Genomic DNA, 20866 nt, shown 5'->3' on the forward strand with positions numbered 1-20866 from the left:
GCCCGGCGGCCCGTCCGGTCACCCCGCCGACGGCGCCACGGTCTCGTTCGGGGGCGCCGAGGCGTCGAGATAACCGCGCAATCTGGCGCCCAGGACGTCCCATCTCCAATCGGTGGAGACCCACTCACGACCGGCCGCCCCCATCGCGGCGGCCCGATCGGGATCGGCCAGGACACCGGACACCGCGGTCGCCACGGCCGTGACGGAGGTGCCGTCGACGACGTAGCCGGTGCGCCCGTCGCGCACCGTCTCCGGGGCACCGCCCGACCGGCCGGCCACGACGGGCACCCCGGTCGCGGACGCCTCGAGGTACACGATGCCCAGGCCCTCGACGTCGAGACCGCCGCCGCGGGTCCGGCACGGCATCGCGAACACGTCGGCGATGGTGTGGTGCGCGGCGAGCTCGGCCGACGGCACTGTACCGGTGAACACGACGTGCTCCTCGACATCCGTGCGGCGGGCGAGCTCCCGCAGGCGCGACTCGTACGGTCCGCCGCCGACGATCACGAGGACGGCACCGTCGATCCGCTTCCGGATCGCGGGCAGCGCGCGGATGAGCACGTCCTGCCCCTTGCGCGGCACGAGGCGCGACAGGCACAGCACCGTCGGCCGGTCGCCGAGGCCGTAGCGCGCCCGCAGTTCGGCGCGCGCCGCCGGATCGGGCCGGAAGACGTCGGTGTCCACCCCGGACGGCAGATGTTCGAGACCTGCTTCGGGGCCGAAGGCGGAGGCGAACCGCCCCCTCGTGTAGCGACTGACGTAGGTGACGGTGTCGGTGTGCTCGCCGATCTGCCGCAGCGCCTGCCGGGCGGCGGGCAACATCGACCATCCCACCTCGTGGCCGTGCGTGCTGGCGACGATGCGACGGGCGCCGGCACGGCGCAGCACGGGCGCCAGCAGCGCCAACGGTGCAGCCGCTCCGAACCAGACGGTGTCGCAGTCGTGTTCGGTGAGCAGTCGCGTGGCCCGTCGCGCGACGTCGGGGGTCGGCAGCATCAGTGTCGTGGGATGACGGACGACCTCGAAGGGGACCCGCGCGTCGAACTTCACGTGGCTGTCGCCGCGCCACCGCGGCGCGTAGACGACCAGGTCGTCGGACGGAAGCTGGTTCGCGAAGGCGTGCAGATAGGACTGGATGCCCCCGGGTCGGGGCGGGAAATCGTTCGTCACCAGCAGGGTCCGCGACATGGGACCACCGTAGAAGCAGCGCGACGGGAAGGCGTCGACGGGTCCCGGGCGGCGGCGACGGTCGCAGGTTCCGGACGGTGCCCCGTCAGCGGATGTCGCGGATGCGTTCCCCGAGCCAGCGACCCCAGCCGTCCACGAACTCGGCGGTGTCGACACCGAGCAGGTCGACCAGCACGTCGTCGAGCCGCTCGTCGGTAACGGGACCCGCGGCGAGGGCGCGGTACAGGGAGACGAGGCTGTCGTGTCCGAACTCGTCCGCGGTGTACGCGGCGATCGACCACGAGCTCTCGTAGGCGAGCGCCGACCGGTCGCCGGTGAAGTCGCCATCGGCGGGCAGCGACGTCGGTGCACCCGACGCCCGCATCTGCCGGGTCAGCGTCGGCGCGATCCGCTGCACGTCGACCGGCCCTGTGCCGAGACCCTCCGCGGTCGTGCGGTGGCCGACGTAGTCGGCGAAGCCCTCGAGGACCCACATCGGTGAGCCGTCCACCGTGCCGGCCCGCGCGGCGACGTGCACCGTCTCGTGCGCGAGCACGATCCGTCGGGAGGTGTCGTCGAGCCGCTCGCTCGCAGCCGGATTGAAGACGATGCGCTGACCGGTGGCGATCCCGCGCTCGTGGTCGACATCGTCGGAAACCGCGACGGCCGCGATGTCGTCGCCGTCGTGCCGCGGACCGACGAGGTGCGAGAACTCCTCGCGTGAGGACGTCACGACCACCAGTGCGCGTCGCGGCCAGGAATCGCCCCACAGGTCGTCGACGGCCTCGACCACCGACGGCAGGTCCTCGGCCAGGTCGTCCACGAAGGCGGCGTTGTCCGGGTGTCCGATCACGAGCGAGCGACCACCCTCGGTCTGCGCGGTCGCGAGATGCAGGCTGCCGTGGTCCCACGGCCCTCGCCAGGTCACGGTCTGCGCCCCCGCGAGGTCGGGTGCGTCGTCGGCGATCCGCCAGCCCTGCGGCCGGTGGACGAACAGCACGGTGACCGGTCGCCGGGTGGGTACGTCGTCGACACCGTCCACGGCGTACCGCAGGTGGACGCGGTGCGCCCGTACCTCGTCGGCTGCGAACCGGGCGACCGTCCCGGGCGGCAGGGGCAGCGCGGGTTCGGAGGTGAGTTCGTAACCGAGATCGGCGAGGGGGACGGCGGAGATCGCCGCGATCCGCTCCCGCTCGGCGTCGAGGAGTTCCGGGGACGCGTCGTCGATCAGCTCCGCGAGGGATCCGTCGTCGCCGGTCCGGACGGCGTGCGCCCAGTCGTCGAGCACGACCTGCAGTTCGGCCCGTACCCGGCTGTCGGCGTCGTCGGTGTCCACGGGGTCGACGGCCAGCAGCAGTCCTGCCGTGACCAGGGCGACCACGAGTCCGGCCAGGCCGAGACGTTCCCACTTGCGGGTACCGGCGGTGAAGGACGATCGCGCGGGCACCGCGTCAGTCTAGGTCGGTGTCCGAGGGTGGTCCCGTACGCCCTCGCCCACCGGCGGCGATCCCGCCTCTACCCGGTCAGTACCGCCGGGCGCTGTGGAATGGGAAGCGATCGATCGACTGGACCTTCACCGGCACGCCGAAGGTCGAGGCGTGCACCATGTTGCCGTCGCCGACGTACATGCCGACGTGGGAGGCGTCGTCGTAGAAGATCACGAGGTCGCCGGGCTGCAGATTGCCGCGGGAGACGGGGATGCCGCCCTGCGCCTGGGCCTGACTCGACCGGGGCAGCGACTTGCCGACCTGCTGGTACGCCCACACCATCAGACCGGAGCAGTCGAACTGGTCGGGGCCGGTAGCGCCCCACACGTACGGCGAGCCGATGCGCGACAGCGCGGCGCGGAGCGCGGCGCCGTTGCTGCCGGGGACGAGGTGCTGCAGGATCTTCTCGGCGTCGAGGCCCGGAGGGAAGGGAGTGCCGGCGAGTTCGGCCTTCTCCGCGTCGCTCAGCGCCTCGAAGGCGTTCAGGACCCCTTCGATCTGCTCCTCGAGTTCGGCCTGTCGCCGCTGGAGTTCGTCGCGGAGGGTCTGGGCCTGCTCAGCGGCGGCACGTGCCTCGTCGGCGGCGTGCTGTGCGGCCACGGCCGCCTCGGCCGCAGCGGCGGTGGCCGCCCGGAAGCCTTCGACCTCACGCGAGGTCTGCTCGCCCAGGACGTCGAGCAGGACCATCTGGTCGAGCATCTGCTGGGGCGAGTCGCTCACCATCACGGCGAACAACCGGTTGGTGCGCGCACCGCGGTAGTTGGCCCGCGCGAGCTTGTCGACGGTGGGCTTGAAGCGGGCGATCTCGGCGCGAGCGGCGCCGAGGGCCTCGTCGGCCTGGCCGGCACGCACCTCTGCCTCGTGCTGCGCTGCGACCTTCGCTTCGAGATCCGCACCGGCGGCGTGCAGTGCCTCGGTGGCCTGTTCGCTGCGACGCGACAGATCCGCGAGGTGCTCCAGGCGTGCGGCCGGACTCTCACCTGCGGGTTGCGCCGTGGCCGGCGCCAGAGTGAAACCGAGGACCATCATCACGAGGGCGACGACGAGCGCCGGACGGCCGGTCCGTCGCCTGTCCTGCACTCGTACGAGGTGTTTCGTCCTGTCGGAAACCACGTGGGCTCGCATCCTTTCCCAAAGGTCTCGATCAGGTTACGGAATTGCATAGGTTTGTGTCTACCTGCGAGTAGCCCTCCCGCGCCACGGCCGTTTGTGCAAGCAGTTCCTGCACCGGGAAGGACGGGCAGACACACGAGGAGGGTGGGTCCGGTACGTACCGGACCCACCCTCCTCGCGAAGTGCGTCGGCGCTGGAGCGGGGGGAGCTTCGGCCGATCAGAAGCGACGTGCGCCGACCGATCAGAAGCGACGGGCGCCGTCGACAGGCATCGAGTTCAGCGGTGCGATCTTGACCGGCTGGCTCGAGGTGGACGCGTGCACGATGTTGCCGCCGCCGATGTAGATGCCGGTGTGGCTGCCGCCGTAGAAGGACACGACGTCACCGGGCTGCAGAGCCGCGACGTCGACCGGAGCACCGGCGGAGGCCTGCTCGTAGCTGGTGCGCGGGACGCTCAGACCGGCCTGCTTGTAGGCCCACTGCACGAGACCCGAGCAGTCGAAGGAGCTCGGGCCGGCAGCGCCGTAGACGTAGGGGGCACCGATCTTCGACTGTGCGGCGTCGGCAGCGCGCTGGCCGACGGAGCTGAAGGGGGCGGTGAAGGAACCGGCCTGGGGCGCGGGGGCGGCCTCGGGGGCCGGCGGAACGATGTTGGCGATCTCCGGCGGCACGGTCACACCGGCCGGGAGGTCGAACGTTCCGACACCGGGAATGTTGATCGGCTCGGCCATCGCCGGGCCGGCCGAGACGGTGACTGCTCCGAGAGCAATGGCACCGGCGACGAGTGCGCGCCGGACGGTGCGCTTGCTGTTGTTCGAAACCACGAGGGGACGTTCTCCGTTTCTTCCGTTCACCCGCCGACCGAGTTAGCTGACGGGTTCGGGCCGGAAGATCAGCCCTACCCCTCCCCGCGAGCGGCGGAGGGGATTCACCCCGAGTACTACGTGTGGGTCCCCGGCTCGCCGCTCCCGAGGACGGGGAGAAGCGATTAGGCGGTAACCGTGCGGCTCCGACCCGGGGGTGGGGCGGAAAACTCTCCGCTCGGTCTCGAAAAGATTACGAAACGGCATCGGTGAAGTCGACCGCCTCGCCGTGCGAGCCGACCGTTTCGGCCCGCTCCTGGGGGAATGCCGTCGCGGAGCAACGGTCCGATAACGGCGCGGTAACGGCCCCTGTTCGGCACACCTCTACCCGAGGGAGGTCCGGCGCCCGTTTCACCCGAGTCCTTTCCGGAAGAACCAGGTCAGAACGTCCGGACCCACCGGCTGTTCACGAGGCGAGGCGCCCGATTCGCCGGTTTGTCGTGCTCGGAGGCCGATCGGTCTGTTTTCCGGCCTTCGTCTACCCCCTATCGGGCCGAGAAAAGCGCGATGTGATCCTCGTCTCCACCCCCTCCGGCGGCCGCTCCGAAGCCCGCTCGGCGGTGTGTCGGTGACGCTTCCTAGGCTCTGCCGCATGACCTCGCCGCAACCATCCGCCCTCGGCGTGCAACTCGGTTTCGACGAGCTCGACACTCCCCTGCGCGAGACCACCTTCGTCGTCGTCGACCTCGAGACGACGGGAGGGAAGGCTGCCGAGGACGCCATCACCGAGATCGGCGCGGTGAAGATCCGCGGGGGCGAGGTGCTCGGCGAGTTCGCGACCCTCGTCGATCCGGGACGACCCATTCCCCCGTACATCGTGCAGCTCACCGGCATCACCACTGCGATGGTCTATGCGGCGCCCAAGATCGAGGAGGTGCTGCCCGCCTTCCTGGAATTCGCGTCCGGAGCGGTGCTCGTCGCACACAACGCCGGATTCGATGTCGGCTTCCTCAAGGCCGCCACCGCGAAGTGCGAACTCGCGTGGCCCCGCTTCCAGGTGCTGTGCACCGTCAAGCTGGCCCGCCGCGTCCTCGGACGCGACGAAGCGCCGTCGGTGAAGCTGTCCGCATTGGCCGAACTGTTCCGGGTCTCCACCGTGCCCACCCACCGCGCCCTGGACGACGCGCGCGCCACCGTGGACGTCCTGCACGCCCTCATCGAGCGGGTCGGCAACCAGGGCGTCCACAGCCTCACCGAACTGCGCGACTACATGCCGGTGGTCACCGCCGAGCAGAGGGCCAAACGCGCGCTCGCCGCGCATCTGCCGCGCAGACCGGGCGTCTACATGTTCCGGGGACCGTCCGACGAGGTGCTGTACGTCGGCACGGCGGTCGATCTGCACCGGCGTGTCCGTACCTATTTCACCGGCTCCGAGACACGACCGCGGTTGCGCGAGATGGTCGCGCTCACCACGCGCATCGATCACGTCGAATGCGCCCACGGGCTCGAGGCAGGTGTCCGCGAACTCCGCTTGATCGCGGCCCACACACCTCCTTACAACCGCAGATCGAAGTATCCGATGCGCGGTTGGTGGATCATCCTCACCGATGAGGCGTTCCCGCGCCTGGCCGTGAGCCGCACCCCCGGACCCGACTCGGTCGGCCCGTTCTCGGTGCGCGCCGACGCCGCGGACGTCGCGGCACTGCTCGCGGAGATGTGCGGTCTGCGCACATGCACGCGCAGGATCGGCCGTACGGCCCGCCACGGCGACCGCTGCCCGCCTGTCGCCGTCGGGGGCTGTGCCGCCGCCTCCTTCGGGGTCCAGGACGCTTCCGCCTATGCGGCCCAGGTCGAGCGTGCGCGCGCAGTCGTCCGCGGGACCGCCGACGATGCCGTCGAGACGGCGCAGGAGCGCCTCGATGCCCTCGTACGCGACCAACTGTTCGAGAACGCCGCCCGCCTGCGCGACCGCCTCGCCGCCGCTCTCGTCGCACTGCGGCGCACGCAACGCCTCGCGGCACTGGCGGCTGTCGACGAACTCGTCGCCGCGCGACCGCGGGCCGAGGGCGGGTGGGAGTTCGCCGTCGTCCGCGCCGGTCGTCTCGCGTCCGCCGGAGTGGCACCGCGCGGTGTGCGCCCGATGCCCGTCGTCGAGGCGATTGTCGCCGCGGCCGAGACGGTGCGGCCGTCACCCGGCCCGCTCCGCGGCGCGTCCCCGGAGGAGATCGGTCTGGTGGCGCGATGGCTCGACGGCGAGGGCATCCGCATCGTCCGGGCCAGCGACGGCTGGTGCGAACCGACGCGGGGTGCGGGCCGGTGGAGCGCGTGGGCCGAGCTCGCACGCGACGCCCGTGCTGTCCGCAGGCTCCTCTCCGCCGACGAGCCGCACCGCTTAGGCTGATGCAATCCCCGAGGAAGGTTGAAGGAGACCCCATGATCAACGCGATCGTCCTGATCGATGCCGAGGCGAACCGTATCCCCGAGACCGCGCAAGCGGTGGCCGACCTCGACGGCGTCGACACGGTGTACTCCTGCGCGGGCGACGTCGACCTCGTGGCCGTCGTCCGGGTCCGCGACCACGAGAAGATCGCCGACGTCGTCACCCGGGGCATCAACAAGATCGACGGCGTGACGAAGACCGTCACCCACATCGCGTTCCAGTCGTACTCGAGCGCCGACGTCGAGGCCGGCTTCTCGATCGGGAACTGACACCGGCAGCACCACCGACGACCGACGGGCCCGCACCTGTGCAGTGCGGGCCCGTTCGTGTGTCCTTACTGTTCTCCGGTCACTTCTGTCCGGAACCGGCACCCAGCCGCGTGGTGACCTCGGCCCACCGCTCCAGGACGGCCGTGGCCCGGCCGCTGTCGATCGCCTCCGCCGCCGTCTCGAGTCCGGCCGCGAGGGCATCCTCGAGCACGCCGTCGACACCCCGGAAGGCTGCGATCGCCCCGGCAGCGTTGAGGAGCACGGCGTCGCGCACCGGTCCCTTCTCCCCCGCCAGGACGGCCCTCGCGACCGCCGCGTTCTCCGTGGCGTCGCCCCCGCGGAGCGCCTCGAGCGGAACCCGTTCGATACCGAGGTCGCGCGGATCGAGCGTCACGACCCGAACCTCGCCACCGTGGACGATGTGCACGCTCGAGGTCGTGGAGGTGGTCAGTTCGTCGAGACCGTCGTCGCCGCGCACGACGAGCGCCGAATTGCCGCGCTGCGCGAGCACGCCCGCGACGGTCGGGACGAGCGGTTCGAAGGCGCATCCGATCAGGCCGGCGCTCGGACGGGCCGGATTGGTGAGCGGGCCGAGGACGTTGAAGACCGTCGGGATACCGATCTGCTTGCGCGGTGCGGCCGCGAAACGCAGTGCCGGGTGGTAGACCGGCGCAAAACAGAATCCGATCCCTGCCTCGGCGACCGAGCGGGCCACCTCGTCGGGCCCGAGGTCGATGTGCACTCCGAGCGCTTCGAGCACGTCGGCGCCGCCGCTCTTGGACGAGGCGGCGCGGTTGCCGTGCTTGACCACGCGGATACCCGCTGCGGCGACGACCAGCGAGGCCATCGTGGAGATGTTGACGGTGTTCGCGCGGTCGCCACCGGTGCCCACGACGTCGACCACGTCACCGTCGACCGGGACCAACCGGGCGTAGTCGAGCATCGTGTCGGCGAGTGCCCGCACCTCCTCGGGTGTCTCGCCCTTCATCTTCAGAGCGACACCGAAGGCCGCGATCTGAGCGGGAGTGGCGTTGTCGGAGAAGATCTCGCTCATCGCCCATCGCGCCTCCGCGGCGGACAGGTTCTGCCCGGCGGTGAGCACTCCCAGGACGGAGGGCCAGTTCTGCGTCACCTCGTCCGCGTCTCGCGTCGCGTTCATCGCACCTGCCCTCGCCGCATCTCGCTCCTCACCGGGCACCGGCGTGCCCTCCGACCGGTCAGCTTAGCCAGCGGAATCCTGCGGTTGCAGAGCGTCCCATCCCAGGGCCGTTCCACCGAGCCGCTGGGCGAGCGAGGCCATGCGCGACTTCTCCTGCGCACAGTGCAGTGCATCGAGGACCTGCACGCGCTGCAGGATCACCGAAGCGCCATCGACGGCCGCGGGTGGGACGTTCCCGTCGCCGGTCCCGGCCACGACGTAGCCGTCCTGCCCGGCCAACTCCGCCGCCCGGTCCACCCTGTCGGCGGGCAGGGCGAGGTGGTGCCGCAGAACCGTCTCGTCCTCGGCCTGCCACGCAGGTGTCGCCTCGGCGGCACGCTCGAGCGCCGTCGAACACGCCTCCGCGTCGTCGAAGGACGAGACGACCACGACCAGGTCGGCCCGGTTCGCGTCGAGCGGTTCGCTGCGCCGGCCGACCAGCGACCGCAGCCACCCCCGAAGACCCTTTCCGGTACTCATGTCACCACGATCGCACGTGACCTCCGCGACCCTCCGAAATGTCCCGTGTGGCACCCCTCCGAGCACCCGCCACCGAGTGCCCACCTGGAGAAATACAGGTCCGGGACCTGCACGGACGCGCCGATTTCGGCCCCGATTGCCCAAGACGTACTACGACGGGTCATACTAGCCAGCGTGACGAGCGCAGTAGGGACTTCAGGATCTGCAATCACACAGCGCGTGCACTCGTTGAACCGGCCCAACCTGGTCAGCGTCGGCACCATCGTGTGGTTGTCCAGTGAGCTCATGTTTTTCGCAGGGCTCTTCGCCATGTACTTCGTGGCACGGGCACAGGCCCCGGAGGGCATGTGGCCGCCCCCGCCCACCCACTTGAACCTGTGGTTGGCGGTACCGATCACCATGGTGCTGATCGCTTCTTCCTTCACCTGCCAGCTGGGCGTCTTCGCCGCCGAGCGCGGCGACGTCTTCGGCCTGCGACGGTGGTACATCGTCACCCTCGCCATGGGCACCTTCTTCGTGCTCGGCCAGGGCTACGAGTACATCACCCTGGTGAAGGACGGCACGACCATCCCCGGCAGCGTGTACGGCTCGGTGTTCTACATGACCACCGGTTTCCACGGCCTGCACGTCATCGGCGGCCTCATCGCATTCGTGTTCCTGCTGTTCCGCACGAAGGTCAGCAAGTTCACGCCTGCGCAGGCCACTGCAGCCATCGTCGTTTCGTATTACTGGCACTTCGTCGACATCGTTTGGATCGCGCTGTTTGCCACGATTTATTTCATCCGTTAGCCAGCTGAACGCCCAGGCAGCCCCCTGACGTCCAGTCCGTCCCGACATAAAAAAAGGGATACAGATGAGTTCATCCCCACCTCTCGCCTCCGAGGGTGACATGCCCGGTCGATCCTCTGCAGCCGATGCTGCGAAGTCCCGCCGCCAGCGCAAGATGCGCCGGCGCGTCACCGGAGCGTTGGTCCTCGCGCTCGGTCTCCTCAGCGCAGGCTTCATCGCCTCCGCGCTGACACCTGCCCCGCAGGTGGCTACAGCGCAGGACGACCAGAGCGCTCTGATCCGCGAGGGTCAACAGCTCTACGAGACCTCCTGCGTGACCTGTCACGGTGTCAACCTCCAGGGTGTCCAGGACCGCGGTCCCAGCCTGATCGGTGTCGGCGAGGCCGCCGTCTACTTCCAGGTCTCCTCGGGCCGCATGCCGATGATGCGCAACGAGGCCCAGGCCCTCCGCAAGGACCCGAAGTTCGACGGTGCGCAGGTCGACGCCCTCGGCGCGTACATCCAGGCCAACGGTGGAGGCCCGACGGTCATCCGCGACGAGAACGGCGAGATCGCCCAGTCGTCGCTGCGCGGCAACGACATCGGACGCGGTTCGGAGCTCTTCCGCCAGAACTGCGCGTCGTGCCACAACTTCACCGGACGCGGCGGCGCGCTCTCGTCCGGCAAGTTCGCACCGAACCTGGATCCGGCCAACGAGCAGCAGATCTACACCGCGATGCTCACCGGCCCCCAGAACATGCCGAAGTTCTCCGATCGTCAGCTGACGGTCGAGGAGAAGCAGGACATCATCGCGTACATCAAGTCCGCCAGTGAGACGAGAGACCCGGGTGGCTACGGGCTCGGCGGCTTCGGCCCCGGTGCCGAAGGGCCGACCATGTGGGTCGTCGGCATGGTCGCCGTCGTCGGCGCTGCACTGTGGATCGGAGCAAGGTCATGAGTGGCGGCGAAACGCCGAACAAGCACACGGTCGAAGATCTCGACCGGATGAGCCGGGACGACCTCGTCACGCTCGGCACGAACCTCGACGGCGTCGACGTCGCGTTCCGCAAGGACCGCTGGCCCGTCGAAGGCACCCGTGCCGAGAAGCGGGCCGAGCGCAACGTCGCCTTCTGGTTCGCCCTCGCGGGCATCGCGGGTGTCGCGTTCATCGCGATCTACCTGTTCTGGCCGTGGGAGTACCAGGGCATCGGCGACGAGAACTACGGCTGGTACAGCCTCTACACCCCGATGCTCGGCCTGACCCTGGGTCTGGCCATCCTTGGCATCGGCGTGGGCGCGGTGCAGTTCACCAAGAAGTTCATCCCGGAGGAGGTGTCGATCCAGGATCGGCACGACGGCGGCTCGCCCGAGGTCGATCGCAAGACGATCGTCGCCGAGCTCTCCGACTCGCTCGAGACGTCCACCCTGCCGCGTCGCAAGCTGATCAAGCGCACCGCGATCTTCGGTGGTGGCGCGCTCGGCCTCGGTCTGATCATGCCGCTCGGCGGCCTGATCAAGAACCCGTGGGCCGAGGGTGACCAGTCGTCGCTGTGGGTGTCGGGCTGGACCCCGCGCTACCCCGGCGAGACCATCTACCTGCGTCGCGACACCGGTCGTCCCCAGGACATCGTCCTGGTGCGCCCGGAGGACCTCGACGCCGGCGGTATGGAGACGGTGTTCCCGTTCCGCGAGTCCGATCGCGGTGACGACCACGCTCTGCTGCAGAGCCTGCGCGGCATCCGCAACGCCGTCATGCTCATCCGCCTGCGCACCGAGGACACCGAGCGTGTCGTCAAGCGCAAGGGCCAGGAGAGCTTCAACTACGGCGACTACTTCGCGTACTCGAAGATCTGCACGCACCTCGGCTGCCCGACCTCGCTCTACGAGCAGCAGACGCACCGCATCCTGTGCCCGTGCCACCAGTCGCAGTTCGATGCGCTGGAGTACGGCAAGCCGATTTTCGGTCCCGCTGCTCGCGCACTGCCGCAGCTTCCGATTACAGTGAACGAAGAGGGCTTCCTGGTCGCCAACGGTGACTTCATCGAGGCACTCGGCCCGGCATTCTGGGAGCGTCGCCCGTGAGTACTGCAACCCCGTCCCGCGCCGCACAGATCGGCGAGAATCTCGATTCTCGCTACCACCTGTCCGCGGGCATCCGCCGCCAGATCAACAAGGTGTTCCCCACCCACTGGTCCTTCCTCCTGGGTGAGATCGCGCTCTACAGCTTCGTCATCCTGTTGATCTCGGGTGTCTTCCTCACCCTGTTCTTCGACCCGTCGATGGCGCACGTCATCTACGACGGCGTCTACACGCCGCTGCGCGGTGTGGGCATGTCCCGCGCCTACGAGACGACCCTGAACCTCTCCTTCGAGGTCCGCGGTGGTCTGTTCGTGCGACAGATCCACCACTGGGCAGCACTGATGTTCGCCGCGTCGATCGTCGTCCACCTGCTGCGCGTGTTCTTCACCGGTGCGTTCCGGCGTCCGCGTGAGGCCAACTGGGTGATCGGCTCGCTGCTGCTCATCCTGGCGATGTTCGAAGGCTTCTTCGGTTACTCGCTCCCCGACGACCTGCTCTCGGGCACCGGCCTCCGCGCCGCGTTCTCGGGCATCACGCTCTCGATCCCGATCATCGGTTCGTGGATGCACTGGGCGATCTTCGGTGGCGACTTCCCGGGTGAGCTGATCATCCCGCGCTTCTACGTGCTGCACGTGCTGCTCGTCCCGGGCATCATCCTGGCCCTGATCGCCGCGCACCTCGCGCTGGTCTGGTACCAGAAGCACACGCAGTTCCCCGGCCCCGGCCGCACGGAGCAGAACGTCGTCGGCGTTCGTATCCTCCCGGTCTTCGCCGTCAAGTCGGGTGCGTTCTTCGCGATGACCTTCGCGGTACTCGCCCTGATGTCCGGCCTGTTGCAGATCAACCCGGTCTGGAACATCGGCCCGTACAACCCGTCGCAGGTGTCCGCCGGCTCGCAGCCCGACATCTACATGATGTGGACGGACGGCATGGCCCGTATCTGGCCCGCCTGGGAGCTGTACCTGTTCGGCCGGTACACGATCCCGCAGCCGTTCTGGATCGCGCTGATCATGGGCCTGGTGTTCGTCGTGCTCACGGTCTACCCGTGGATCGAGAAGAAGTTCACGAAGGACGACGCACACCACAACCTGCTCCAGCGTCCGCGCGACGTGCCGGTCCGCACCGGTATCGGGTTCATGGCCCTGGCGTTCTACGCCGTCGCCACGATCATGTGTGTCAACGACATCATCGCGTACAAGTTCGACATCTCGATCAACGCGACGACCTGGATGGGCCGTATCGGCCTCGTCCTGCTTCCGCCGCTCGCCTACTACATCGCGTACCGGTTCTGCCTGGGTCTGCAGCGCAGCGACCGTCAGGTGCTCGAGCACGGCATCGAGACGGGCATCGTCCGTCGCCTGCCGACCGGCGAGTACATCGAGATCCACCAGCCGCTCGGCCCGGTGGACGAGCACGGCCATCCGATCCCGCTGGAGTACCAGGCCGCCCCGGTTCCGAAGCGGATGAACAAGCTCGGCACCGCCGGCAAGCCCGGCTCCGGCAGCTGGTGGAGCCCGGACCCGGCCGACGAGGCCGCTGCTCTCGAGGCTGCCCACCACGAGGCCGAGCTCGAGCTGCGGAACACGCTCCGCGAGTACCAGGAGCGCGTCCACGGCAACGGAGACGGCGCAGCCCAGCTGCCCGACAAGTCGCAGCACTGATCCGCATCAGCGGCTCGTAACGGGGCCCCGGACCATCACGGTCCGGGGCCCCGTTCGTCGTTCGGGGGTTCTCCCCTCCCCCACCGGATATCGTCCGTAGCGTACGTCTTGACCTTGACACTGTGACAAGCGCTCGAATGGGTCGTGAAGGAGGTGCCTCCCATGCGCACACATCACGACCCGTCCACCCGCCTCGTCGAGGCCCCGTCCACCTGCCTCGTCGAGGCCCTGTCCGCCGACGACGCCTCCGTGCGTCTGCGCGCCGCACTCGAGTCGGGTACCGCAGCCGATCCCGGGACGGTGACGGCTCTCGTCGACCGGTGCGCGGTGGAGCCGGACTTCTTCGTCCGCGACATGCTGACCTGGGCGCTGTGCCGCCTGCCGGCCGGGGTGACGGTGCCGCGGCTGCTCGCCGAGCTCGGTTCGGATGTCTCGCAGGCGCGCAGTCAGGCCCTGCACACGTTGTCGAAGATCGGCGATCCCGTCGCGTGGCCGAAGGTCTCGGGGATGCTCCACGACGAGCACGACGAGGTGGCACGCAGCGCGTGGCGCGCGGCGGTCGCTCTCGTGCCACCGGGCTCGGAGAGCGGCCTCGCTGCGGCTCTCGGCGCCGAACTGGGCCGCGGCGACCACGACCTGCAACTGAGCCTCGGTCGCGCTCTCGCGGCGCTCGACGAGGCCGCAGTGCCGGTCCTGCACGCGGCGATGAACAGTTCCGACCCGCGCGTCCGCGCCCACGCGGAGGCCACCGAAAGGATCCGCGTCGACCCCGACAGCGCGTTCGTCCTCTCCGTGGAGTCGGCGAAACGCGTCGCCGCACTCGGCGCGGACGGGATCCGGGAGTGAGCCGGTGCTGATCGGTGAGGTCTCGCGGCGCTCCGGTGTCAGCACCCGCATGCTGCGGCACTACGACCGCCTGGGGCTGGTGACGCCGACGGGCCGCACCTCGGGTGGTTACCGCGAGTACACCGACGACGATCTCCGGAGGCTCTTCCACGTGGAGAGTCTCCGGAGTCTCGGTCTGTCTCTCGACGAGGTCGGACGAGCGTTGCGGGAGCCGGATTTCGCGCCGGCGGAGCTGGTGCAGGAGCTGATCGCGCACACGCGCGAACGGATCGCCGCCGAGACCGAGCTCCTCGCCCGCCTGGAGGGCGTCGACTCGGCCTCCCCCACGGGTTGGGACGACGTCCTGCGCCTCGTCGCCTTGCTGCGCGCGTTCGAATCCGATTCCGGCTCGCGGCGCCAGCAGGCGATCCTGTCCCAGGACGAGGACACGACGCTGCCGGTCGCAGCGCTGGTCCGGGCGGCACTGTCGGAGGAGGATCCGTTCGTCGCCGGCGCTCTGCGTTGGTCGCTCGCCCGATCGGTGGGTGCGGTCGACGCTGCGCTGCCGGCACTTGCGGAGGGCCTGCGTTCCGACGAGGTGCCGGTGCGGCGACGGGTGATCGCGACGCTCGCGGAACTCCGTGTGCCCGAATCGACGACGCTCCTGGAGGAGGCTCTCGGCGACGCCGATGCCAAGGCGCGCGCCACGGCGGCTCTGACGCTCGGGGCGCGCGGGGTGGACGCCGCGGTACCCGTGCTCGTGGAGATGATCGTGGAGGGCCGGTCGGACGTCGAGGCCGCCGAGGTTCTGGGCGTGCTCGCGGACCGGGCGCTGTCGTCCGTCGAGATCGTGCGGTCGCTGCAGCTCGCACTCGGCGGCGCGGGCGATGCCGGTGTCCGGCTGCGTCTCACGCAGGCACTCGCGGAGATCCCCGGACCGGCCGCCGACGACGCTCTCGCGGCGCTGAGCGACGACCCGGATCGCACGGTCGCGGCGACCGCGAGGGTCGTCCTCACCACCCGCCGGGCTCCCTGAAGAACGACACCCCGAGAACGACACCCCGAGAACGACACGGGCGCCGCACCCGAAGGTGCGGCGCCCGTGTGCGTCGAGAGTGTCGGCTCAGTGCTTCTCGGGTCCTATGTGGTACTCGAACACGAGACCGGCGGCTGCAGCCAGGATGAGTGCGACCGCGAGGACGATCATCCACGGCTGGTAGAAGGCCAGCGCGATGGCGGCGAAAGCTGCCGCACCGGCGAGCAGGATCGGCCAGTAGCTACCCGCACTGAAGAAACCGAGGTCGCCCGCACCGTCGCTGATCTCCGCGTCCTCGTAGTCCTCGGGACGGGTGTCGAGACGACGTGCGACGAAACGGAAGTAGGTTCCGACGATCAGGGTCAGTCCGGCGGAGAGGACGATGGCCGTCAGGCCGGCCCATTCGATGCCCTTGTCCGACAGCCCGGTGAACGTGCCGTACACGATGGCGACGAGCACGAAGAACACCGTCACGACCTCGAAGAGCTTGGCTTCGATCTTCATATCAGCACTTGTCCTTGTCGGTGGAGGTGGCCGTCACTCGCCTGCGGCGACGGTCGCCGACCGGTCCGTGCGGTCGGTCTTGAACGGAGTCGTCGAGGTAGCGATCGGGCTCTGGCCGATGGCTTCGAGCGCACGAGCGTTCGACAGGCCTTCGCCGCCGTCCTCGACCGGCTTGCGGAGCTCGATGTACCGGGCGAAGTCCTCCGGGCTGACCGCGCGGACCTCGAAGTTCATCATCGCGTGGTAGGTGCCGCACATCTCGGCGCAGCGGCCGACGAACGAGCCCTCACGATCGATCTCGGAGATCTGGAAGACCGGATCGGAGTTGTTCTCGATCGGGTTCGGGTTCACGTCACGCTTGAACAGGAACTCCGGCACCCAGAAGGAATGGATGACGTCGGAGGACGCCAGCTGGAACTCGATGCGCTTGCCGGTGGGAAGCACGAGCACCGGAATCTCTTCGCTGGTGCCGATCGTCTCGATCTTGTCGTAGTGGAGGTAGGACAGGTCCTCCGTGGGCTTACCGTGGATGGGGCCCGGAGCCTCACCATGTCCGCCCTCGTCGTTCGAGTGCTCGCCGTCGGTGCCCGGCTCGTACGGCTGCAGTGCGACCGCGTCCTGGGCGACCTCGTCGGTGCCGTCGTACCGCGCGGTGCCGTCCTGCAGATCGATGGTCCGGTAACCGAACTTCCAGTTCCACTGGAATGCCGTCACGTCGACGACGACGTTCGGGTTGTCCTCCTTCTCCAGGACGTAGTTCTGCACCACGACCGTGAAGTAGAAGAGAACACAGACGGCGACGAACGGCGCCGCGGTGTAAGCCAGCTCGAGCGGCACGTTGTACGCCGTCTGACGCGGGAACTCCGGATCGTCCTTCCGACGCCGGTAGGCGATGATCACCCAGAAGGTGAGTCCCCACACGAGAATTCCCATGACGAGGGCGGCGACAACCGACCACGTCCACAGTTCACGCATACGCTCGGCCTGAGGAGTGATGCCCTCCGGCCAGCCGAAACGAAGGATTTCTTCGCTCGAGCACCCGGTCAGCACCAAGGCTGCAATGCCGAGTGATGCTGCGAGCCCGAACCGCCGAAGGATCCGACCTTGCGCCACGTTCACGCCTTCCTGATCGCCGCAATTCCACTAGGGCACACCCGGAGGGCCGGCCCAATTACTACGCAGCGTAGACCAAACCCGGGCGCTATCCATCGCCGGGGCACGAAGAAAGTGTCGGACTGGGCGTTTCGACCGGAAGACCCGGCTCGTGACGTCGGTCTTCTCCTGTCGGACGAGTGATCATCGGTGGCGCCCGGGCGCGGCTGCCCGGTGTCGACCGTCTGCGGCATACTTCGGTAGAACGAACGCCGGACCCCGAGTGGTAGTTCCCGGTGTCATGCGCGGTGCGGTGTCCCGCGCTGGGCACCCACCGGGGTTCTTCGCGACACCCCCGACCGGAATGAGGTAACCCACGCGTGTGCGGATTGCTCGGGTTTCTGACCACTGACGGCACCAGCGACGACGCCGTCGCGAAGGTGGACTCCGCGATGCACTGCCTGCGCCATCGCGGCCCCGACGAGCACGGCACCTGGCACGACGCCGACCTCGTCTTCGGATTCAACCGGTTGTCGATCATCGACATCGCGCACTCGCATCAGCCGCTGCGCTGGGGCCCGCCGGAGCAGCCCGACCGCTACGCGCTGACCTTCAACGGTGAGATCTACAACTATCTCGAACTGCGCAAGGAACTCACCGAGACCTTCGGCACCTCCTTCGCGACCGAGGGCGACAGCGAGGCGATCGTCGCGGCCTACCACCACTGGGGCGTGCGCGCCGTCCAGCGCCTGCGGGGCATGTTCGCCTTCGCGATCTGGGACACGCACACCCGCGAGCTGTTCGTCGCCCGCGACCAGTTCGGCATCAAGCCGCTGTTCCTCGCGACCGGTACCGGCGGTACGGCCTTCGGCAGCGAGAAGAAGAGCCTGCTCGAGCTCGCCGACGTGATCGGCATCGACACCGAGCTCGATCCCCGTGCGATCGAGCACTACACGGTGCTGCAGTACGTTCCCGAGCCCGAGACGCTGCACCGGCGGATCCGCCGCCTCGAATCGGGCTGCTACGCGCGCATCACGCCCGGCGCCGAGCCCGAGATCACGCGCTACTTCCACCCCACCTTCCCGGTCCGGCCGTTCGCGGCCGGCCGCGAGCAGGATCGCTATCGCGAGATCGCCGAGGCCCTCGAGGACTCGGTGGCCAAGCACATGCGCGCCGACGTGACCGTCGGGTCGTTCCTCTCCGGTGGCATCGACTCCACGGCCATCGCCGCGCTGGCGATGCGCCACAACCCGAAGCTCATCACCTTCACCGCCGGTTTCGAGCGGGAGGGCTACTCCGAGGTCGACGTCGCCGCGGAGTCGGCCGCCGCGATCGGTGCCCGGCACGTGGTGCGGGTGGTCTCCCCCAGCGAGTTCGCCGCGGCCATCCCGGAGATCATCTGGTACCTCGACGATCCGGTGGCCGATCCGGCGCTCGTGCCGCTGTGGTTCATCGCCCGCGAGGCGCGCAAGCACGTCAAGGTCGTGCTGTCCGGTGAGGGTGCCGACGAGCTGTTCGGCGGTTACACGATCTACCGCGAGCCGCTGTCGCTGCGTCCGTTCGAGTTCCTGCCGCCGGCGCTGCGGCGGGCCGCCGGAAAGCTGTCGGAGCGGATCCCGGAGGGCACGCGCGGCAAGAGCCTGCTGCACCGTGGCTCGATGACGCTCGAGGAGCGCTACTACGGCAACGCCCGCAGCTTCAACGACGCGCAGCTGCGCTCGGTGCTGCGCGACTTCCGTCCGGAGTGGACGCATCAGGACGTCACCGCGCCGATCTACGCGCAGTCGGCGGGCTGGGATCCGGTGGCGCGGATGCAACATCTCGACCTGTTCACGTGGCTGCGCGGCGACATCCTCGTCAAGGCCGACAAGATGACGATGGCGAACTCGCTCGAGCTGCGCGTGCCGTTCCTGGACTCCGAGGTGTTCCGGGTGGCGTCGCAGGTTCCGCTGGAGCAGAAGATCACCAAACAGACGACCAAGTACGCGCTGCGGCAGGCGTTGGAGGGCATCGTCCCGCCGCACGTGCTGCACCGCGCGAAGCTGGGCTTCCCGGTGCCGTTGCGGCACTGGCTGGCCGGCACGGAGCTGTTCGACTGGGCGCACGAGGTGATCGCCGAGTCGCAGACCGACCACCTGCTCGACAAGGCCGCGGTGGCGAAGATGCTCGACGAGCACCGCACCGGCCCGATCGATCACAGCCGCCGCTTGTGGACGGTGCTGTGCTTCATGATCTGGCACGGCATCTTCGTGGAGAAGCGCATCGTGCCGCAGATCCAGGAGCCGGCCTACCCGGTCGAGATCTGACGGTCACGACGAGACACGGCCGCGAGCTCCCCTACCGGGTGCTCGCGGCCGTTCGTCGTTCCGGGGCCGGCGATCAGGCGCCGAGGACCGCGCCGATCTCGTCGGCTGCCGCGGTGCCGTAGGCGTCGGCGAGACGCTTGAGGGCATCGGTGCGGTCGAAGGTCCATTCCTGGGTGCCGGTGGTCTCGAGGACGTGCACCGCGACCAGCGAGCCCAGCTGCGCGGCCCGTTCGATGCTCAGACCGGAGCGGTGGCCGAGCAGGAAGCCGGCGCGGAAGGCGTCGCCCACACCGGTGGGGTCGACCTTGGCGCGCTCGGGAACCACACCGACCTGCACCTGGTTGCCGTCGCGGTCGACGATCTTCGCGCCGTCGCCGCCGAGGGTGGTGATGCGCATGCCGACCTTCGCCTGCACCTCGTCCTCGCTGAGACCGGTCTTCTGCAGCAGCAGACCCCACTCGTACTCGTTGGTGAACAGGTATTCGGCGCCGTCGATGAGCTGCTCGGTCTGCTGTCCGTCCAGGCGGGCGAGCTGCTGGGACGGATCGGCGACGAACGGGACGCCGAGCCGGCGGCACTCCTCGGTGTGCCGGATCATCGCGTCGGGGTCGTTGGCGCCCACGAGCACGAGGTCGACGCCGTGCTTGTTCACCACGTCGCCGATGGAGATCTCGCGGGCCTCGGACATCGCACCGGGGTAGAACGAGGCGATCTGCGCCATGTCCAGGTCGGTGGTGCACACGAAGCGGGCGGTGTGGGCGGTCTGGGAGATCCGCACCGACGAGCAGTCGACGCCGTGGTCCTCGAGCCACGTGCGGTACTCGGTGAAGTCGGCACCGACGGCGCCGACGAGTACCGGCGTTCCGCCCAGGACACCCATCGCGAAGGCGATGTTGCCGCCCACTCCGCCGCGCCGGACGACGAGGTCGTCGACGAGGAAGCTCAAGGAGATGTGCGCGAGCTGGTCGGCGAGCAGCTGCTCGGCGAACCGGCCGGGGAAGCGCATGAGGTGGTCGGTGGCGATGGAGCCGGTCACGGCGATGGTCACGTGGCTGAGCCTTTCCGCGGATGTCGATGGTGTGGCTGCTCACACGGAGAGCCGTAGCGGTCCCACGGTACTACCGCGGAAACGACGGAACCCCGGCGCCGTGAAGCGCCGGGGTTCCGAAGTGCGTCCTCAGCTCAGTTGAACGAGTCGCCGCAGGCACACGACCCCGTGGCATTCGGGTTGTCGATGGTGAAGCCCTGCTTCTCGATGGTGTCGACGAAGTCGATCGACGCACCCTCGACGTACGGCGCGCTCATCCGGTCGACGGCGAGCGTCACACCGGCGAATTCCTTCGTGAGGTCTCCGTCCAGCGTGCGGTCGTCGAAGAACAGCTGGTACCGCAGACCGGCACAGCCTCCGGGCTGCACGGCGATACGCAGTGCGAGGTCGTCACGGCCCTCCTGATCGAGCAGTGCCTTCGCCTTCGCAGCGGCGGCCTCGGTCAGGATGACGCCGTGAGTATCGGTCTCTTGCTGCACAGTCATGGGCGCTCCCTGTCGTTCGTGTCGAAACCCGATGGTTCAACGGTACCGCGCCGGAATCTATTCCTCGTGGACGAGTTGCGCCGAGCGTGGTATGGCGTGCGGAAT

At 68.8% G+C, this 20866-nt stretch carries 19 protein-coding genes and 1 riboswitch; of the genes, 9 read left to right on the forward strand and 10 right to left on the reverse strand.

What is annotated here, in order from left to right:
- Positions 1-18: 18 nt before the first annotated feature.
- From LPH33_RS15080 to LPH33_RS15095, 4 genes are all read right to left on the reverse strand, one after another.
- Positions 19-1188, reverse strand: coding sequence for a glycosyltransferase family 4 protein (locus tag LPH33_RS15080; protein WP_229565050.1), 1170 nt, complete (start codon positions 1186-1188; stop codon positions 19-21).
- Between the two features lie 85 nt (positions 1189-1273).
- Positions 1274-2614 (reverse strand): hypothetical protein, encoded by a 1341-nt coding sequence (locus LPH33_RS15085; protein WP_016693838.1) that lies wholly within the window; start codon positions 2612-2614, stop codon positions 1274-1276.
- Between the two features lie 76 nt (positions 2615-2690).
- Positions 2691-3734: an NlpC/P60 family protein gene (locus LPH33_RS15090; RefSeq protein ID WP_160875896.1), complete on the reverse strand. Its 1044-nt coding sequence runs from the start codon at positions 3732-3734 to the stop codon at positions 2691-2693.
- A gap of 275 nt (positions 3735-4009) precedes the next feature.
- A complete protein-coding gene (locus LPH33_RS15095) occupies positions 4010-4591 on the reverse strand; it encodes a C40 family peptidase (protein ID WP_059380920.1) in 582 nt (193 codons plus the stop codon).
- Positions 4592-4606: 15 nt separating this feature from the next.
- Positions 4607-4772, reverse strand: a riboswitch (cyclic di-AMP (ydaO/yuaA leader).
- A 450-nt stretch (positions 4773-5222) separates the two neighbouring features.
- Between LPH33_RS15095 and LPH33_RS15100 the strand changes: the two genes are divergently transcribed.
- Both LPH33_RS15100 and LPH33_RS15105 read left to right on the forward strand, forming a co-directional pair.
- Positions 5223-6971 (forward strand): DEDD exonuclease domain-containing protein, encoded by a 1749-nt coding sequence (locus LPH33_RS15100; RefSeq protein WP_160875732.1) that lies wholly within the window; start codon positions 5223-5225, stop codon positions 6969-6971.
- Between the two features lie 32 nt (positions 6972-7003).
- Positions 7004-7279, forward strand: a complete 276-nt coding sequence (locus tag LPH33_RS15105; protein WP_016693842.1) for an Lrp/AsnC family transcriptional regulator — start codon at positions 7004-7006, stop codon at positions 7277-7279.
- Between the two features lie 79 nt (positions 7280-7358).
- Here the strand turns inward: LPH33_RS15105 and trpD are convergent, their stop codons facing one another.
- The gene (trpD, locus tag LPH33_RS15110; protein ID WP_229565051.1) at positions 7359-8438 is read right to left on the reverse strand and encodes an anthranilate phosphoribosyltransferase; all 1080 of its coding nucleotides are present in this window, start codon (positions 8436-8438) and stop codon (positions 7359-7361) included.
- Between the two features lie 63 nt (positions 8439-8501).
- Entirely contained in the window at positions 8502-8957 is a 456-nt protein-coding gene (locus tag LPH33_RS15115) for a hypothetical protein (protein WP_160875730.1), read from the reverse strand.
- Positions 8958-9131: 174 nt separating this feature from the next.
- On the opposite strand from LPH33_RS15115, the gene LPH33_RS15120 reads away from it, so the two are divergent.
- From LPH33_RS15120 to LPH33_RS15145, 6 genes are all read left to right on the forward strand, one after another.
- Positions 9132-9746 (forward strand): cytochrome c oxidase subunit 3, encoded by a 615-nt coding sequence (locus tag LPH33_RS15120; protein ID WP_059380916.1) that lies wholly within the window; start codon positions 9132-9134, stop codon positions 9744-9746.
- 100 nt (positions 9747-9846) lie between these two features.
- Positions 9847-10683, forward strand: coding sequence for a c-type cytochrome (locus LPH33_RS15125; RefSeq protein ID WP_174479564.1), 837 nt, complete (start codon positions 9847-9849; stop codon positions 10681-10683).
- Positions 10680-11807: a ubiquinol-cytochrome c reductase iron-sulfur subunit gene (locus tag LPH33_RS15130; RefSeq protein WP_059380914.1), complete on the forward strand. Its 1128-nt coding sequence runs from the start codon at positions 10680-10682 to the stop codon at positions 11805-11807. The genes LPH33_RS15125 and LPH33_RS15130 overlap by 4 nt, the downstream gene beginning before the upstream one ends.
- Complete coding sequence (locus LPH33_RS15135; RefSeq protein WP_160875728.1) at positions 11804-13465, forward strand: cytochrome b; 1662 nt, start codon at positions 11804-11806, stop codon at positions 13463-13465. The genes LPH33_RS15130 and LPH33_RS15135 overlap by 4 nt, the downstream gene beginning before the upstream one ends.
- Before the next feature lie 162 nt (positions 13466-13627).
- Entirely contained in the window at positions 13628-14311 is a 684-nt protein-coding gene (locus LPH33_RS15140; RefSeq protein ID WP_160875726.1) for a HEAT repeat domain-containing protein, read from the forward strand.
- 4 nt (positions 14312-14315) lie between these two features.
- Entirely contained in the window at positions 14316-15326 is a 1011-nt protein-coding gene (locus LPH33_RS15145) for a MerR family transcriptional regulator (protein WP_229565052.1), read from the forward strand.
- A gap of 87 nt (positions 15327-15413) precedes the next feature.
- Here the strand turns inward: LPH33_RS15145 and LPH33_RS15150 are convergent, their stop codons facing one another.
- Complete coding sequence (locus LPH33_RS15150) at positions 15414-15830, reverse strand: cytochrome c oxidase subunit 4 (RefSeq protein WP_145691205.1); 417 nt, start codon at positions 15828-15830, stop codon at positions 15414-15416.
- Between the two features lie 33 nt (positions 15831-15863).
- Positions 15864-16949, reverse strand: coding sequence for a cytochrome c oxidase subunit II (locus tag LPH33_RS15155; protein WP_106199391.1), 1086 nt, complete (start codon positions 16947-16949; stop codon positions 15864-15866).
- A 353-nt stretch (positions 16950-17302) separates the two neighbouring features.
- Between LPH33_RS15155 and asnB the strand changes: the two genes are divergently transcribed.
- Complete coding sequence (asnB, locus tag LPH33_RS15160) at positions 17303-19228, forward strand: asparagine synthase (glutamine-hydrolyzing) (RefSeq protein ID WP_106199390.1); 1926 nt, start codon at positions 17303-17305, stop codon at positions 19226-19228.
- Between the two features lie 73 nt (positions 19229-19301).
- On the opposite strand, the gene LPH33_RS15165 is transcribed toward asnB, so the two are convergent.
- Both LPH33_RS15165 and LPH33_RS15170 read right to left on the reverse strand, forming a co-directional pair.
- On the reverse strand, positions 19302-20276 hold the full coding sequence (locus tag LPH33_RS15165) for a carbohydrate kinase family protein (RefSeq protein ID WP_088897267.1): 975 nt from the start codon (positions 20274-20276) through the stop codon (positions 19302-19304).
- 134 nt (positions 20277-20410) lie between these two features.
- On the reverse strand, positions 20411-20761 hold the full coding sequence (locus LPH33_RS15170; protein ID WP_006554400.1) for a HesB/IscA family protein: 351 nt from the start codon (positions 20759-20761) through the stop codon (positions 20411-20413).
- Positions 20762-20866: the final 105 nt, after the last annotated feature.

The organism is Rhodococcus sp. RDE2 (genome assembly GCF_020885655.1).
In the GTDB taxonomy this organism is placed as follows: Bacteria; Actinomycetota; Actinomycetes; order Mycobacteriales; family Mycobacteriaceae; genus Rhodococcus; species Rhodococcus pyridinivorans.

Coding starts and splice junctions, on each gene's coding strand:
- LPH33_RS15140 (WP_160875726.1), top strand. CDS start 13,628: ATGCGCACACATCACGACCCGTCCACCCGCCTCGTCGAGGCCCCGTCC.
- LPH33_RS15170 (WP_006554400.1), bottom strand. CDS start 20,761: ATGACTGTGCAGCAAGAGACCGATACTCACGGCGTCATCCTGACCGAG.
- LPH33_RS15150 (WP_145691205.1), bottom strand. CDS start 15,830: ATGAAGATCGAAGCCAAGCTCTTCGAGGTCGTGACGGTGTTCTTCGTG.
- LPH33_RS15080 (WP_229565050.1), bottom strand. CDS start 1,188: ATGTCGCGGACCCTGCTGGTGACGAACGATTTCCCGCCCCGACCCGGG.
- LPH33_RS15115 (WP_160875730.1), bottom strand. CDS start 8,957: ATGAGTACCGGAAAGGGTCTTCGGGGGTGGCTGCGGTCGCTGGTCGGC.
- LPH33_RS15105 (WP_016693842.1), top strand. CDS start 7,004: ATGATCAACGCGATCGTCCTGATCGATGCCGAGGCGAACCGTATCCCC.
- LPH33_RS15125 (WP_174479564.1), top strand. CDS start 9,847: ATGCCCGGTCGATCCTCTGCAGCCGATGCTGCGAAGTCCCGCCGCCAG.
- LPH33_RS15130 (WP_059380914.1), top strand. CDS start 10,680: ATGAGTGGCGGCGAAACGCCGAACAAGCACACGGTCGAAGATCTCGAC.
- LPH33_RS15100 (WP_160875732.1), top strand. CDS start 5,223: ATGACCTCGCCGCAACCATCCGCCCTCGGCGTGCAACTCGGTTTCGAC.
- trpD (WP_229565051.1), bottom strand. CDS start 8,438: ATGAACGCGACGCGAGACGCGGACGAGGTGACGCAGAACTGGCCCTCC.